The sequence below is a fragment of the Psychrobacillus mangrovi genome, from assembly GCF_037104765.1.
Classification (GTDB): domain Bacteria; phylum Bacillota; class Bacilli; order Bacillales_A; family Planococcaceae; genus Psychrobacillus; species Psychrobacillus mangrovi.
Window position 1 is genome coordinate 103,789 of sequence record NZ_JBAWSY010000008.1, and the last position, 15,453, is coordinate 119,241.

Genomic DNA, 15,453 nt, shown 5'->3' on the forward strand with positions numbered 1-15,453 from the left:
TTCCGTCAGCTTTTTTTCTTATAATCTGACTTGTTTTAGCACCGTGCTATACGTAGTCAAAAGGCAGTTGCCTAATTGGTATCATAAATTATTTTGATTTTTTGTCCATTTTATTGGTTTGGAGAAGTGTCAGCTTACTTTAGCGGGAAAAGCGAGAAGACTGTCGAGATCCTGCAGGAGCGTAGCGAGGGCACTGAAAAAGTCTATAGTATTTGACTTTACTAATAATGTCGTCCGATAAATAAGAAAATCGTTGAAACGGCTCCCTTTCCGCGGGCGTTGCCTTAGCCTCCTCGCTGCGCTGCGGGGTCTTCGGCTAACGTTATTCCCGCAGGAGTGTCACCTTTTTCAACGATTTTCTATAAATACTATTTGAATAAATGTAAGTGAAAAAAATTCACTCTGTTAATGGCATGATGATTTACTAATTAAAAAGCGGATAATAGTTAATTGTAGTGGAAGGCGGCGACTCCAGCCGGAATAGCATGAGCTGAAGACCCTGGACTGAGCGTAGCGAGGGAAGCGGCTGAAGCCATGCCGGCGGAACGCGTCCGCCTGGAACGGAAATTAACGGGTCCAAAACAAAAAAGTGAGTATGTGAACGAAATGTCGTTACATACTCACTAAGAGATACCTTTTCAGTCCCTTCTTCAGATGGGACCTTTGTTATTATTTTATATCCAACGTAGAATTGCAAAGGCAATTGCTTTTGCGCAAAGTATTCTATATAACCTTGATTGAAGTAATGTTGCTTCTATTTTATTTGTCATAAAACCACATTCCACTAACACTGCAGGCATTTTTGTGTCGCGAAGAACTGCAAAATCAGCTTGTTTTACTCCACGGTTTTTGCCTTTTGAAAGAGAACATAATGAATCCTGAATATACTTTGCAAGTAACTTAGATTGTTCCGAAGGTCTTGTATACGTAAATGTTTCAATACCGCTCGTGTTATTCCAGGTAGTGCCAAATGCATTAGCATGTATTGAAATAAATACGTCCACTCCAAGTTTATTGGCAAGTGTAGTCCTTTCATGAAGGGCAACATCTAAATTGCCTAGATGACTTACCAAAACGATCAACCCACAATCCTCTAATTCCTTTTTTAGGAAACCCACAACAGCCGCATTAAATTCAAATTCCTTCATTTTCCCATCTGGTGTCCTTTTTCCAATTGTATCTGGTCCGTGGCCAGCATCTAGCATAATTTTCATAAATGAATCTCTCCCTTCTTTAAATAAATAGAAGAAGAAAAGATAAATGGATACTAATAAATATAGTAATCATGCTAAAATAAGAACTATGTGAGAAATAGTAGCGAGAAAGGGGTCTCAAAATATGGCACATGTGACGACAAAGGACGTAAAAGAAAAGTTCAACCTCACATTAATTAGTGGAGAAGAAGGTATAGGTCGGCATATTGCATTAAGTGATATATCACGACCTGGAATAGAAATGGCAGGTTATTTTACACATTACCCATCTAATCGCATTCAACTATTAGGAAAAACAGAAATTTCCTTTTTTCAGCTATTAGAACGAAATGAAAAAGAAGAGCGTATGAAAAAGCTCTGTGCTCCTGATACGCCAGTAATTATCGTTTCACACGGTATGGAAGTTCCAGAAGAATTAATAGAAGCTTCCAATCAAAATTCTGTTCCAGTACTAACTACTAGTATGGCTACAACTCGATTTTCGAGTATGCTAACTAACTTTTTAGAAAGTATGCTTGCACCTACTACAGCAGTTCATGGTGTATTAGTTGATATATATGGAGTCGGCGTATTAATTACTGGTAAAAGTGGTGTTGGGAAAAGTGAGACAGCCCTTGAGCTCGTGAAGAGAGGTCATCGACTAGTTGCCGATGATTGTGTGGAAATTCGTCAAGAAGGTGAAGATACACTAGTTGGTAGTGCTCCAAAACTAATTGAGCATCTTTTAGAAATACGAGGGCTAGGCATAATTGATATTATGACTATGTTCGGGGCTAGTGCAATCCGTACATATAAGCGTATTACATTAGTAATTGATCTAGAATTATGGGATGCCGAAAAAACGTATGAGCGGCTTGGACTAGAAGAAGAGAAAATGGAAATATTTGATACAGCAATAACAAAGCTAACCGTACCAGTTCGACCAGGTCGAAACTTGGCAGTAATAATTGAAGTAGCGGCGATGAACCATCGATTAAAACGAATGGGCGTCAATGCTGCAGAAGACTTTGCGAAACGATTAGATGATGTAATTAGTCAAAATGGAGAAAATGAATATTAATCAAACGATTGAAAGGAGTTTCATATGAATTTATTACAGGCTATCGATCCAATAGCTTTTTCGCTTGGACCATTAGAAGTTAGATGGTACGGAGTGATAATTGCGTTTGGGATTATACTTGCGTTTATAGTAGCACAACGTGAGATGGTGAAGCGTGGTTTTCATCCAGAGTACTTAACGGATTTATTAATTTGGGCTGTTCCTTTAGCAATAGTTGGGGCAAGAATATACTATGTGATATTTAAGTGGGATTTCTATAGTCAAAATCCAGAAAAAATTATTCAAATTTGGAATGGAGGAATAGCAATTCATGGTGCTTTAATAGCTTCATTTTTAACTGCTTATTTCTTTACGAAAAAAAGGGGTACTTCTTTTTGGAAGGTTACAGATGTTGTAGCTCCTAGTTTATTAATCGGCCAAGCAGTTGGACGTTGGGGTAATTTTATGAATCAGGAAGCACACGGAGGGGAAGTAACGAGAACTTTCTTAGAAAACTTGATGCTACCAAACTGGATAATAGAGCAAATGTACATAGATGGTAAATACTATCATCCGACATTTTTATACGAATCCGTCTGGAATTTTATTGGAGTAATAATATTAATTTCACTTCGTAAAGTAAATTTACGACGTGGAGAAATTTTCTTATTGTATATCATCTGGTATTCTGTAGGGCGTTTCTTTATTGAGGGTATGAGAACGGATAGTCTTTATTTGATTGGGGATTTAAGAACTGCTCAAGTCGTTTCACTACTAGGCATTATCATAGCATTAAGTTTAATTGTTTATAGAAGAATTACTGTTAAGCCTGTGGTGCATTATTTAGATAAGTAAGGAAAGTAGGGAAAGGGTTGGAAATTTTAAAAAGGGGTTTATTAGCTGGGCTTAAAACTACATGGACTTTAAGTAAGATAATATTTCCTATCACATTACTTGTCGTCATATTGCAATATACACCCATTTTTCCTTGGATTATTCAGGTCATTTCTCCATTTATGGAACTTATCGGTTTACGTGGAGAGGCGGCAATTCCGCTAGTCCTTGGAAATGGTCTAAATCTATATGCTGCAATTGGCGGAATTCTTTCATTAGAACTGACTGTAAAAGAGGTATTTATATTAGCCACAATGCTTTCTTTTTCTCATAATATTTTTATTGAAACGGGTGTTGCGCTTCGAGTAGGAGTAAAACTGTGGATCGTATTAGTTGTTCGATTTGGGTTAGCGATACTTTCTGCTGTTATTATTAATTTGGTATGGCAGGGTGGCGGAGAGATAGCTAAATATGGCATAACTACTGCAACTCAGCAGATTCCAGATGGCTGGTTAGAAATAGTGATCTTGGGCTTACAAAAAGCGACGTTCGGCGTCTTGCAATTGGCGATAATTGTAATACCGTTAATGGTAATTATTCAGTTTTTAAAGGAAAAAGGTTATTTACAAAAATTCTCAGAAATGATAGGTCCATTTACAAAAATAATTGGATTAAAACCAAATGCCTCCTTAACTATAGTTATAGGATTAGTTATGGGGTTAGCAATTGGAGCTGGGATAATGATTCAAGCAGTAAAAGAAGATGGTGTAAGTAAAAAGGATGCAACGATTGCTTTTATTTTCTTAGTTGCTTGTCATGCTGTGATTGAAGATACATTAATCTTTATTCCATTAGGAATTCCAATACTACCATTATTTTTAGTTCGAATTACGACAGCATTCGTCTTAACGATTATTGTAGCTTATTTATGGAATAAAGTGGAGCAGACAAAACAAGAGGAAGTGGCGGCACAATCATGAGAGATGCCTATAAAGCTTTACTATTCGATTTTGATGGTACACTACTAAATACAAACGAACTTATTATCGAAACATTTTTACATGTTTTAGGAGAAAAATTTCCTGGGAAATATAATAGAGACAGCGTTTTGCCTTTTTTAGGGCCTACTTTAGTAGAATCTTTCAATACAATTGACCCTAATCTAACGGAAGCACTTATTGAAGCCTACAGATCATGGAATATACAAATGCATGACCAAATGGCGATCCCTTTTGATGGAGTTGTAGATACACTGTATAAATTGAAAGAAGAAGGTTACAAATTAGCTATCGTGTCGACAAAAAGACGAGTTATGATTGATAGAGGCATTAAGCTGATGCAATGTGAAAATGTATTCGACACAATTGTGGGTATAGATGATGTTAAACAACCAAAACCAGACCCCGAACCAATTGAACTGGCCCTTAAGAGACTAAATGTAAAAAAAGAGGATTCTCTAATGATTGGTGACAATTTACATGACATAGTTGGAGGCCAGAGGGCTGGGGTAGATACTGCTGCAGTTGCATGGTCCTTAAAAGGAGAAGCCTTTTTAGCTACTTTTCTTCCTACTTATATGATACATCATATAAGTGATTTGCTAATTATTGCGAAGGGGCAAAGAGTATGAGAAAGACTGAAAGGTATCCGGTGAGTGGAGCGAATTCCTTGTGGCATGTGTACGATACAGTTCCATTTTGGAAAGTTGTTAAAAATTTTATTTTTATCCAAGCAGCACGGTACTCTCCATTTTTAAGTTGGAAAAACTTCTTTTATCGTACCTTTTTAAAGATGAAAGTCGGGAATGAGACTTCTTTTGCTTTAATGGTTATGGTGGATGTGATGTTTCCAGAGCGTATTAAAGTTGGTGATAATTCCATCATTGGGTACAATACAACGATTTTAGCACATGAATATTTAATAGACGAATATCGTATTGGTGATGTTATTATTGGCGATCGAGTGTTGATTGGTGCCAATTCTACGATTTTACCTGGAGTGACAATTGGTAATGATGCAATCGTATCGGCTGCAACGCTTGTAAATAGTGATGTGCCAGAAGGATGCTTTGTTGGAGGAAATCCGATGCGCATTATTTACACGAAAGAAGAAATGTTAGAACGCAATAGATGAAATAGAAAAGCTATTCTAATTAGACAGTAGGCTCTAGTTGAATGGCTTTTTTTATACATAAAAAAGTGAAGTGTGTTGACGAATGGTTTAAAATAAGATAAAATTTAAATAATTTATCGTATTAGTACTCTAGTGTATTAAAGTGAACTTAGGAGTGAACAACATGAGTAAAATTCAAATGTTTGAGAAACCTTTAGGAATGCGAGACTCATTCCCTGAAGTGTATGAACAGAAAGAATATATACGTTCTATAGCGAGAGACTTTATTCGAAACAAAGGATATGACTTTATTAAAACGCCATCAGTGGAGTATTTTGAGACGATAGGAAGAGCCTCTGCTATTGATGAGTCCTCTCTTTTTAAATTGGTAGACAATCAAGGGGAAATGCTTGTATTACGGCCAGATATGACTACACCGATTGCGAGAATTGCGGCTGCAAAACTATTAAAGGAAAAAAATCCATTACGATTAGCCTACTATGCAAATGTATTTCGTGCACAGCAAAGAGAAGGTGGAAGACCAGCTGAATTTGAACAGTTGGGGCTCGAGTTAATCGGTGATTTTAGTGCTTATGGTGATAGCGAAATCATACATACAGCAGTAGAACTTGTGAAAGAACTTGGTGTGGAGAGTTTTCGTATTACAATTGGAAACGCTGGATTGTTAACTGCGATATTGAAAAATAATACTGATACAGAAAAACAAGTAGATTCGTTGCGACAACTGTTAGTCGAAAAGAACTTTGTAGGTTTTGAACAGAAGTTAGAGGACTTAGAGTTACAACAAAATCAAAAAGAGAATCTTACGAATTTGATTGAATATACGGTGGAATCTAAAGCTTTAGAGGAGTTTCGTCAATTTTTAACAAATGACCAACAGTACTTAATGGATCAAGTAGATCAACTTCGAGATTTACTAGAGTTGCAATTAAGTGATATTTCCATTGTATCCTTCGATTTTACACTAACTAGTCATATGAGCTATTACACAGGTATGCTTTTTGAAATCCATGCTGCAGGAAGTGGTTTTCCTATTGGCAATGGCGGAAGATACGATGCGTTATTTAATCATTTTAATGAAAAAGTTGGGGCTACTGGATTTGGAATTAGAGTAGATAGACTTTTAGAGGTTCTACCTAAAAATGAACTTAAAGAAAAGCATACGTTAATTTTATTTCAAGAGGGACTTTATTCAAAAGCTAGTGAACTTGCAGAAGAACGAAGAAATAAAGCGGAACGAGTTACGCTTCAATATATGGGAAGTGTAAATGATATTGATGCATATATAAAGACATTTGATGATGTTATTAGTGTCTCAGAAGGTGGTTCTTTACGTGAATGATTTAACGATTGCAATGCCAAAAGGGCGCATTTTTGAAGAAGCATATGAATTATTTGTTGAAGCAGGATTTGATTTGCCAAAAGAAATTAATGATTCTAGGAAGTTGATTGTAGAAGCTCCTAACGAAAATATAAAATTTATATTAGCAAAACCAATGGATGTGCCTGTTTATGTGGAGCATGGGGTTGCAGACATCGGAATTGCTGGAAAAGATGTATTATTAGAACAGCATCGGGATGTCCATGAATTACTCGATTTATATATAAGCAAATGCTATATAGCAACAGCAGGGCTACCTAACACTCAAATGAATGAGATTGCTCCAAGAGTAGCAACGAAATACCCGACAATTGCCACTAATTTTTATAAAGAAAAAGGAGAGCAAGTGGAGATTATCGAGCTTAATGGTTCTATAGAGTTAGCCCCAATGATTGGTTTAGCAGATAGAATTGTCGATATAGTTTCTACTGGTCAAACGTTAAAAGAAAATGGACTAGTGGAATATGAAAAAATTGTTGAAATCTCTTCTCGATTAATTGTTAACCCAGTGAGCTATCGTGTGAAACGCGAAAGAATAAAAGAGTTCGTTGCACAATTAAAAAATGAATTACATAAAAGGTAGGGAATCTTATGCAAATTGCTAAGCTTTCGGATTCAATTTCATTACAACGTTCAGTGGAACAGGCAAATGTTGATCATGTAACTACAGTTCGTGAAGTAATTGATCAGGTCCGAATAAATGGAGACAAAGCTCTTTTTAATTATACCGAGAAATGGGACGGAGCAAAGCTTACGTGCCTAAGAGTAACTGAGGAAGAGGTTGAGGAAGCATTTGCTAGTTTTGATTCACAGTTAATAAAAGATTTAGAGGAAGCAGCAGCAAATATTCGTGCATTCCATTTGCAACAAGTACGTCAAAATATTGATTTTCCATTGGCAAAGAGCTCTTATATACAATATAAAATTACACCACTAGATGCAGTAGGATTATATGTACCAGGTGGAACTGCTGCCTACCCATCATCTGTTTTGATGAATGCCATACCAGCGATTGTAGCTGGAGTTAAACGTGTGGTAATCGTTTCCCCACCATCGAAAGAAGGTAAGCTTCCTGCTTCTGTACTGGTAGCAGCAAAGATTGCTGGAATAACAGAAATATATAAGGTCGGAGGAGCTCAGGCGATTGCTGCTCTAGCATATGGGACGGAAAGTATCCGAGCAGTAGATAAAATTACTGGACCAGGAAACAGCTATGTTGCACTTGCAAAAAGAGAAGTATTCGGAAAAGTAGCGATTGATATGATTGCTGGACCGAGTGAAATAGCGATTATTGCCGATGAGACAGCTTTTGCAGATGAAGTAGCTTCTGATTTATTAGCACAAGCGGAGCATGATCGATTTGCCAGTGCTGTTTTAGTTACAACGAGTGTAAGACTAGCAAAAGAAGTAGCGGATGAAGTAGAAACACAGTTAAAACAATTGCCTCGAGAAGAGATTGCAAGAGGGTCTATTGAAAATTTTGGTCGTATTTATATTGCAGAATCATTAGGGCAAGCAGTAGAAGCTGTTAATGAGCTTGCACCAGAGCATTTAGAGATAATGACAGAGCAGCCAGAAGTGATTAGTGAACAAATAAAACATGCTGGTGCGATTTTTGTTGGAAGATTTAGTAGTGAGCCGGTTGGTGATTATTTCGCCGGAACGAACCATGTGCTTCCTACAAATAGTACTGCAAGATTCTCAAGTGGACTATGCGTTGATGATTTTATTAAGAAGACAAGCGTTGTGTATTACTCAGAGGAAATGTGGCAGGAGCAATACCCAAAAATTGCTCGTTTAGCAAGACTGGAGCAATTGGAGGGACATGCACGATCGGTAGAATCAAGAAGTTGGAAAAAGGGGGATTCAAATTGACGAATAATAGAATTGCTAAAATTGAACGAATGACAAATGAAACAAAAGTTTTTGTTGAAATAGCTCTAGATGGAGAGGGAAAAGCAGTTATTGATACTGGTGTTCCTTTTATGGACCATATGCTTGATTTGTTTACAAAGCACGGTCTATTCAATACAACGATAAAAGCAAATGGCGATACACATATTGATGATCATCATACAACAGAAGATATTGGAATTGTACTTGGACAGGCTGTTAAAGAAGCTTTAGGTGATAAAAAAAGTATTAAACGATATGGAAATGCATTTGTTCCAATGGATGATGCTTTAGCACAAGTAGTGATAGATATCTCCAATCGTCCACATTTAGAATTCCGTGCACAATTTCCAACACAAAAAGTCGGAAATTTTGATACAGAGCTTGTGCATGAGTTCTTATGGAAGTTTGCTTTAGAAGCACGTATGAATGTCCATGTCATTGTCCACTATGGTACAAATACACATCATATGATTGAAGCAATCTTCAAAGCACTAGCTCGTGCCATTGATGACGCAATCACAAAGGATGAGCGTGTCAAAGGCGTTCCTTCCACAAAAGGATTACTTACATAAAAAAGCGCAAGGCGTCTAAAAAGGGAGAGTACAGCATGACATCCATTCAAGTATATCCAGCCATTGATATGAAAGGCGGAAAATGTGTCCGCTTATATCAAGGGGATTATGAGCAAGAAACTATTTATGGAGATTCTCCATACGATATGGCTAAAAAGTTTGCAGATGAAGGGGCAACCTGGATTCATCTAGTAGATTTAGATGGTGCGAAGGATGGCGAAAAAATACATGCAAATGAAGTCATTCGGATTGCAAAGGAACTTCCCGTAAGTGTTCAAATTGGGGGAGGTATTCGTTCGAAAGTGGATGTTCAATTTTATTTAGAAAATGGGGTTAACCGTGTCATTATTGGTAGTCTAGCCATTGCTCAACCTGAACTCGTAGCGGATTTAATCGAAGAATTTGGTGGAGACAGAATTGTAATAGGCTTAGATGCGAAAGATGGAATGGTAGCAACACATGGTTGGCTAGAAACGTCTTCTCAATCTGCTGTAGAAGTGGGTCAGTATTTTGCTTCAAAAGGGGCTAAACATGTTATTTTCACAGATATAGCGACGGATGGAACGCTTCAAGGGCCAAACTTAGCAGCAAACAAAGAGCTTGCAGAAGCTACAGGTCTTTCAGTGATCGTTTCCGGGGGCATAAGTTCACTTGAAGATCTTGGAGAAGTCGCAAGGTTGGCAAAAGATACAACAGTGAGTGGTGTTATTACAGGTAAAGCATTATACAATAATCGCTTTACACTAACGGAAGCTTTGCAGGAGGTAACAAAGTGGTAAAGAAAATTATTCCTTGTTTAGATGTGAAAGATGGACGAGTTGTCAAAGGCATCCAATTTGTTCAATTAAGAGATGCTGGCGATCCTGCAGAGCTTGCGGTTTTTTATGATAAAGAAGGAGCAGATGAGTTAGTATTTTTAGATATTTCTGCTTCTGTCGAAGGACGAGAAACAATGATTGATGTCGTAAAAAAAACGGCAGCCCAAATTTCTATTCCTCTAATTGTTGGAGGGGGAATACGTACAGTAGACAATATGCAGCAACTATTAGAGGCTGGAGCAAGTAAAATTTCCATTAATACTACTGCAATTAGTAATCCATCTGTGATTACAGAGGGAGCAAAAACATTTGGCTCCAATAAAATCATTGTCGCTATCGATGTAAAATGGTCTAAAGACGAGCAAGAGTGGTTTGTCTACACCCATGGCGGTCAAAAGAAAACAGATTGGAAAGCAGTCGATTGGGCAAAAGAAGTAGAAAAACTTGGAGCTGGAGAAATTTTACTTACGAGTATGGACCGTGATGGAGAAAAGGATGGCTATGATATTGCCATAACAAAGCTTGTAAAGGATGCGGTATCAATTCCTGTTACCGCTAGCGGAGGAGCTGGTAATGTGGAACATATATTAGCAGCATTTACAGAAGCAAACGCTGATGCTGCACTCGCAGCTTCCATCTTTCATTTTAAAGAAACTAGTGTACGTGAAGTGAAAAATTACGTTCGTGAAAGAGGAGTAGATGTAAAATGACAAATTTAAAATTTGATGAAAAGGGTCTTATTCCTGTGATAGTTCAACATGCTATTACAAGAGAAGTTTTAACCCTTGCTTATATGAATGAAGAAGCATATACAAAAACAGTAGAAACAAAGGAAACTTGGTTTTTTAGCAGAAGTAGACAAGAATTATGGCATAAAGGAGAAACTTCAGGAAATACGCAACAAGTTATTTCTATTCGTTCAGATTGCGATTCAGATGCGTTAGTAGTAGAAGTTTTGCCTACTGGTCCTGCTTGTCATACAGGAGAAGAAACTTGCTTTCATAATACTCTAGAAAAATTGGACAATACAGTTGGATACAATGTTATTACATCCTTAATTAATATTATTGAGGAAAGAGAACAAACGATGCCAGAGGGTGCATATACTACTTATTTATTTGAAAAAGGCGTAGATAAAATATGTAAAAAGGTTGGAGAAGAATCTGCTGAAGTCATCATTGCTTCTAAAAACAATGATTCGGAGGAATTAAAGTGGGAAGCGGCAGATCTACTTTATCACTTGCTTGTTTTATTACAAAACCAAAAAGTTAGCTTTTACGATTTACTACAAGTGCTTCAAAAGAGACATGAAAGTAAAAAACAAAAATAACAAATTAAGTAGTAGTTTTTGTAATTAATATAAAACACATAAAAAACTACTGTTTATGATATACTGAGGGATATACTAATAAGGGACGTTACATACGTTCCTTATTATTTTTCGGAGGTTATCTTGAATAAAAAACGTAAAAATGATCTAAAAGAAAATATTATTTCGTTTTTGCCAAATGGCGATTACTACTATAAAAAAGCATTAGGCGAACTACAAAAAGAGCAATATAATAAAGCACATAAATATTTGAAAAGAGCGGTTGAATTAAGTCCAAATGACGCATCTATCTTATTACAATACGCAATACTACAGATGGAATTAGATAATTTTGATAAGGCACATGAACTTTTAAGAGATGCAAATGTGTTGAACCCAACAGAACCAGAAATTGTCTTCCTTCTTGCAGAAGTGAATGCCCATTTAGGAAACTTTATAGATGCCAATCGTTTTGCTAGAGAGTATTTAGAAATGGATATTCACGGAGAATATACGGAAGAAGCAATGGAGATTGTGGATTTTACAGAACAAGATAATTTAGAGCTACTAGATACCGACAGTCCTTCTAGTGAAGCACTTTTTCAACAGGAAAAATCTCGGAGATTAATGGAAGAAGGAAACTTTAAAGAAGCAGTGGAATTGCTTGAATCCATCATTACTGATAATCCTGAGTTTTGGGCGGCTTTCAATAATTTAGCATTAGCTTATTTTTATATTGGTGAAGAGGAACAAGCAAAAGCTTTACTCCATCAGGTATTGAGTGAAAACAGAGGGAATATCCATGCGCTTTGTAACTTGGCTGTCATCCATTATTATGAGAAAAATACCGAGGAATTAGAAGAGATTACAGGTATTCTTTCGAAAATAAATCCTTACTTTGTAGAGCATCGCTACAAATTAGGTGCTACTTTTGCGTTAATCGGAAAGTACGACGAAGCTTATAAATGGTTAAGAAGTTTACAGCGTAAAGGATTCGAAGGCGATCCCGGGTTTTATTTTTGGCTATCGCATTCTGCTTATTTTGCTGGTCATGAGGAAATTGCGAGAAATGCATGGAAAACTTTGCTGAAGTTAGATCCAGAAAAAGCAGGATTTGAACCTTGGTTGCCTCAGATGAAGGATATAAATAGTAATGGTTCAGAACATCAAAGGGAGTTTATTTTAGAAAAACTTCAAAATAAAGATGTGAGTGAACGAATATTTGGTTTTTATCTACTTGGTAAATCTAAGCATCGCCAAGAGATAATTTCTCATCCCCAATGGATTAAAGTTGATGAGTTAACGACAATGGAAAAGTTATTCTTAGCGCAATCATTAGGACATTCGTTTGATGAAAAATCGGTTGCTGAAAAAGCATTTATGCGAGCAATTGCAGCAACGGATTTGTTGTATGACAAACATAAACCTCTTACTCAGCCTGTTACGTACCTATTTCAAATGTGGTTCGTTTTAGTTGAACGAGCTCTTGAAAAGGGTTATGGATTTAAAAACCCTAAAGCGTTGGCAGCTGCAACTGAGTATATGTATGAATCTTCTCGTTCCAAAAACGTTACAAAAAAACAGTATGCAGATCAGTATGGAATTACAACAAACACACTAACAAAATATGTGAATGAATTAATGCAATTCCTACCACTTTTTGATGTTTAAGCAAAATAGTTGAAGTAAGCATAGAATTCCTTTAGATTGAGTGTTAGTAGAAGTGTAGGGGGAATTAGCTATGACAGAAGAAAAAATTTATGATGTAATAATAATTGGAGCTGGACCTGCCGGAATGACTGCTGCAGTTTATACGTCACGTGCAAATCTATCAACTTTGATGATTGAACGTGGTATACCAGGTGGACAAATGGCGAACACAGAAGAAGTAGAAAACTATCCAGGTTTTGAAACTATTTTGGGACCAGAGCTTTCGACAAAAATGTTCGAACATGCAAAAAAATTCGGTGCAGAGTATGCATACGGTGATGTTGCAGAAATAATTGATGGTACTGAATATAAAACAGTAAAAGTTAGCGGAAAAGAATATAAAGCATCAGCAGTAATTATTTCTTCTGGTGCAGAATATAAGAAAATGGGGATACCAGGGGAAACTGAACTTGGTGGACGCGGAGTAAGTTATTGTGCAGTATGTGACGGCGCATTCTTTAAAGGAAAAAACCTTGTTGTTGTTGGTGGTGGAGATTCTGCTGTTGAAGAAGGTGCCTTCTTAACTAAATTTGCCGAAAAAGTGACAATAGTTCACCGCCGTGATGAGCTACGTGCACAAAAAATCTTACAAGATCGTGCTTTTGCAAATGAAAAAATAGATTTTATTTGGAACACGACTCTAAAAGAGATTCATGGTAAAGATGGTAAAGTAGCAAGCGTAACTTTAGTTTCAACTGTTGATGGTTCCGAAAGAGATTTTGAAACTGATGGGGTTTTTGTTTACGTAGGAATGTTACCACTAACGAAACCATTTAATAATCTAGGGATTTTAAATGAAAATGGTTATATCGTAACAAATGAAAAAATGGAAACATCTATACCTGGCATTTTCGGAGCAGGGGATGTACGTGATAAAATGCTTCGTCAAATTGTCACAGCAACAGGAGATGGAAGTATCGCTGCACAATCCGCACAACATTATATCGAGAATTTGAAAGATAAAAATGTTACAAACGTTTAATTTTAATTAATGTTATTTTAATTCGTTTGTAACCTTCCTGAAACACATAAAGTGTATAGTAAGAAATATAAATTGACCCCCTTTTTATATAGAATTTTTTGGACAGGCTGTTTCTCGATTTTAATCGATGAAGCAGCCTCTTTTTTTGATTTTCATGTATAATATAAAGTATTAAGTATTTATTGGTTTGGAGTGACTATTACGTGCAACGAATCGCAAATTTACTCGTATATAAAAATGGGCAAGTTCTTTTATTAAAAAAGCCTAGAAGAAACTGGTATGTTGCTCCGGGTGGTAAAATGGAGCCAGGTGAATCCATTTTTAGTGCTGCAGTCCGAGAGTACACAGAAGAAACGAATACAACTCCAATCCGTCCACATTTAAAAGGAATTTATACAATGGTGATTGAAGAGGATGGAGAACGAATTGATGAATGGATGCTTTTCACCTTTATTGCAAGAGACCTAGAAGGAACACCTTTTAAAGAAACAAAAGAAGGTGTTTTAGAATGGCATCCGGTAGAAGAGCTAGAAGTCTTACCTATGGCAGAGGGCGATCGTACAAATCTACTTTTTGCCGTTAAAGAGCACGGTGTTCAATATGGTACATTTGTATACACGCCTGACTTTACCCTACTAAAAGAAACGATTCAGCAATCATCGGAGGGAGAAGTAACTAATGGATAGTCAACAAAAGCTTGAAACAGAAGTAGTCATAATTACCGGTATGTCTGGAGCAGGGAAGACGGTGGCGATTCAAAGCTTTGAAGATCTTGGCTATTATTGTATCGATAATTTACCTCCTGAACTTTTAGGTACATTCATTAATCTAATGATGGATTCGAATAAACAGCCTCGCAATATTGCTGCCGTGATGGATTTACGTGGGGGAGAAATGTTTAATACGTTAGTTGATTCGATTAACAGCTTACAAGAAGCAACGTCAGTAACACCTAAAGTTTTATTTTTAGATGCGCAAGATGAAGCATTAGTTAGAAGATATAAAGAAACTAGACGATCTCATCCTCTAGCGAACTCAGGCCTTCCTTTAGATGGGATAAAAAAAGAAAGAGAATTACTTTCTGACCTTAAAGGAAGAGCTCAATTTATTTATAATACTTCCAAAATGAAGCCACGAGAGCTACGTGAAAAAATACAAGACGAATTCTCACCAAAAGGAAGCAATGTTTTTACAGTCAATGTTATGTCATTTGGCTTTAAACATGGGCTTCCTATAGATGCGGATTTAGTATTTGATGTACGATTCCTTCCAAATCCATACTATATTGAAGAGTTACGTTTAAAATCAGGACTGGATAAAGAAGTATCAAGTTACGTACTAAAGTGGGTAGATACAAAAACGTTAATTGAAAAATTAACAGATTTGTTTCAATTCATGATTCCACAATATAAACGAGAAGGTAAAACGCAGCTAGTCATTGCATTCGGATGTACTGGGGGACAACATCGCTCCGTAACTCTAGCCGAATACTTTGGTAAACTATTAAAAGCAGAAGACAAAACAATTATTACGCATAGAGATGTTACTATAAGAAAGGAATGAAG

At 36.6% G+C, this 15,453-nt stretch carries 17 protein-coding genes; 16 read left to right on the forward strand and 1 reads right to left on the reverse strand.

The annotated features are described in order from the left end of the window. Positions 1–674: 674 nt before the first annotated feature. On the reverse strand, positions 675–1,214 hold the full coding sequence (locus tag WAX74_RS12460) for an N-acetylmuramoyl-L-alanine amidase (protein ID WP_336497994.1): 540 nt from the start codon (positions 1,212–1,214) through the stop codon (positions 675–677). A 124-nt stretch (positions 1,215–1,338) separates the two neighbouring features. On the opposite strand from WAX74_RS12460, the gene hprK reads away from it, so the two are divergent. The 16 genes from hprK (at position 1,339) to rapZ (ending at position 15,451) form a co-directional block, all read left to right on the forward strand. After that, positions 1,339–2,274, forward strand: coding sequence for an HPr(Ser) kinase/phosphatase (gene hprK, locus WAX74_RS12465; RefSeq protein WP_336497995.1), 936 nt, complete (start codon positions 1,339–1,341; stop codon positions 2,272–2,274). A 24-nt stretch (positions 2,275–2,298) separates the two neighbouring features. Then, positions 2,299–3,108, forward strand: coding sequence for a prolipoprotein diacylglyceryl transferase (gene lgt, locus WAX74_RS12470; protein ID WP_336497996.1), 810 nt, complete (start codon positions 2,299–2,301; stop codon positions 3,106–3,108). Between the two features lie 17 nt (positions 3,109–3,125). Next, positions 3,126–4,067 (forward strand): nucleoside recognition domain-containing protein, encoded by a 942-nt coding sequence (locus WAX74_RS12475; RefSeq protein WP_336497997.1) that lies wholly within the window; start codon positions 3,126–3,128, stop codon positions 4,065–4,067. Further along, on the forward strand, positions 4,064–4,717 hold the full coding sequence (gene ppaX, locus WAX74_RS12480) for a pyrophosphatase PpaX (protein WP_336497998.1): 654 nt from the start codon (positions 4,064–4,066) through the stop codon (positions 4,715–4,717). The genes WAX74_RS12475 and ppaX overlap by 4 nt, the downstream gene beginning before the upstream one ends. Beyond that, entirely contained in the window at positions 4,714–5,220 is a 507-nt protein-coding gene (locus tag WAX74_RS12485) for an acyltransferase (RefSeq protein ID WP_336497999.1), read from the forward strand. The genes ppaX and WAX74_RS12485 overlap by 4 nt, the downstream gene beginning before the upstream one ends. Positions 5,221–5,383: 163 nt before the next feature. Beyond that, on the forward strand, positions 5,384–6,562 hold the full coding sequence (locus tag WAX74_RS12490; RefSeq protein ID WP_336498000.1) for an ATP phosphoribosyltransferase regulatory subunit: 1,179 nt from the start codon (positions 5,384–5,386) through the stop codon (positions 6,560–6,562). Beyond that, entirely contained in the window at positions 6,555–7,184 is a 630-nt protein-coding gene (gene hisG, locus WAX74_RS12495) for an ATP phosphoribosyltransferase (RefSeq protein WP_336498001.1), read from the forward strand. Before WAX74_RS12490 ends, hisG begins: the two co-directional genes overlap by 8 nt. Before the next feature lie 8 nt (positions 7,185–7,192). Beyond that, positions 7,193–8,476: a histidinol dehydrogenase gene (gene hisD / locus WAX74_RS12500; protein WP_336498002.1), complete on the forward strand. Its 1,284-nt coding sequence runs from the start codon at positions 7,193–7,195 to the stop codon at positions 8,474–8,476. Then, positions 8,473–9,069: an imidazoleglycerol-phosphate dehydratase HisB gene (gene hisB / locus WAX74_RS12505; RefSeq protein WP_336498003.1), complete on the forward strand. Its 597-nt coding sequence runs from the start codon at positions 8,473–8,475 to the stop codon at positions 9,067–9,069. Before hisD ends, hisB begins: the two co-directional genes overlap by 4 nt. A gap of 35 nt (positions 9,070–9,104) precedes the next feature. Next, complete coding sequence (gene hisA / locus WAX74_RS12510) at positions 9,105–9,848, forward strand: 1-(5-phosphoribosyl)-5-[(5-phosphoribosylamino)methylideneamino]imidazole-4-carboxamide isomerase (RefSeq protein WP_336498004.1); 744 nt, start codon at positions 9,105–9,107, stop codon at positions 9,846–9,848. Next, the gene (gene hisF, locus WAX74_RS12515) at positions 9,842–10,597 is read left to right on the forward strand and encodes an imidazole glycerol phosphate synthase subunit HisF (RefSeq protein WP_336498005.1); all 756 of its coding nucleotides are present in this window, start codon (positions 9,842–9,844) and stop codon (positions 10,595–10,597) included. Before hisA ends, hisF begins: the two co-directional genes overlap by 7 nt. Further along, positions 10,594–11,217, forward strand: a complete 624-nt coding sequence (gene hisIE, locus WAX74_RS12520; RefSeq protein WP_336498006.1) for a bifunctional phosphoribosyl-AMP cyclohydrolase/phosphoribosyl-ATP diphosphatase HisIE — start codon at positions 10,594–10,596, stop codon at positions 11,215–11,217. Before hisF ends, hisIE begins: the two co-directional genes overlap by 4 nt. Positions 11,218–11,340: 123 nt before the next feature. Continuing rightward, the gene (locus WAX74_RS12525) at positions 11,341–12,867 is read left to right on the forward strand and encodes a tetratricopeptide repeat protein (RefSeq protein WP_336498007.1); all 1,527 of its coding nucleotides are present in this window, start codon (positions 11,341–11,343) and stop codon (positions 12,865–12,867) included. A gap of 70 nt (positions 12,868–12,937) precedes the next feature. Next, entirely contained in the window at positions 12,938–13,888 is a 951-nt protein-coding gene (gene trxB, locus WAX74_RS12530) for a thioredoxin-disulfide reductase (RefSeq protein ID WP_336498008.1), read from the forward strand. A 203-nt stretch (positions 13,889–14,091) separates the two neighbouring features. After that, entirely contained in the window at positions 14,092–14,574 is a 483-nt protein-coding gene (locus tag WAX74_RS12535; RefSeq protein ID WP_336498009.1) for an 8-oxo-dGTP diphosphatase, read from the forward strand. Continuing rightward, on the forward strand, positions 14,567–15,451 hold the full coding sequence (gene rapZ / locus WAX74_RS12540; RefSeq protein ID WP_336498010.1) for an RNase adapter RapZ: 885 nt from the start codon (positions 14,567–14,569) through the stop codon (positions 15,449–15,451). Before WAX74_RS12535 ends, rapZ begins: the two co-directional genes overlap by 8 nt. Positions 15,452–15,453 lie beyond the last annotated feature (2 nt).

Bases quoted from the DNA above. Each gene is read 5' to 3' on its own strand.
- WAX74_RS12460 (WP_336497994.1), bottom strand. From the start codon at position 1,214: ATGAAAATTATGCTAGATGCTGGCCACGGACCAGATACAATTGGAAAA.
- hprK (WP_336497995.1), top strand. From the start codon at position 1,339: ATGGCACATGTGACGACAAAGGACGTAAAAGAAAAGTTCAACCTCACA.
- lgt (WP_336497996.1), top strand. From the start codon at position 2,299: ATGAATTTATTACAGGCTATCGATCCAATAGCTTTTTCGCTTGGACCA.
- ppaX (WP_336497998.1), top strand. From the start codon at position 4,064: ATGAGAGATGCCTATAAAGCTTTACTATTCGATTTTGATGGTACACTA.
- WAX74_RS12485 (WP_336497999.1), top strand. From the start codon at position 4,714: ATGAGAAAGACTGAAAGGTATCCGGTGAGTGGAGCGAATTCCTTGTGG.
- WAX74_RS12490 (WP_336498000.1), top strand. From the start codon at position 5,384: ATGAGTAAAATTCAAATGTTTGAGAAACCTTTAGGAATGCGAGACTCA.
- hisD (WP_336498002.1), top strand. From the start codon at position 7,193: ATGCAAATTGCTAAGCTTTCGGATTCAATTTCATTACAACGTTCAGTG.
- hisA (WP_336498004.1), top strand. From the start codon at position 9,105: ATGACATCCATTCAAGTATATCCAGCCATTGATATGAAAGGCGGAAAA.
- hisIE (WP_336498006.1), top strand. From the start codon at position 10,594: ATGACAAATTTAAAATTTGATGAAAAGGGTCTTATTCCTGTGATAGTT.
- trxB (WP_336498008.1), top strand. From the start codon at position 12,938: ATGACAGAAGAAAAAATTTATGATGTAATAATAATTGGAGCTGGACCT.
- rapZ (WP_336498010.1), top strand. From the start codon at position 14,567: ATGGATAGTCAACAAAAGCTTGAAACAGAAGTAGTCATAATTACCGGT.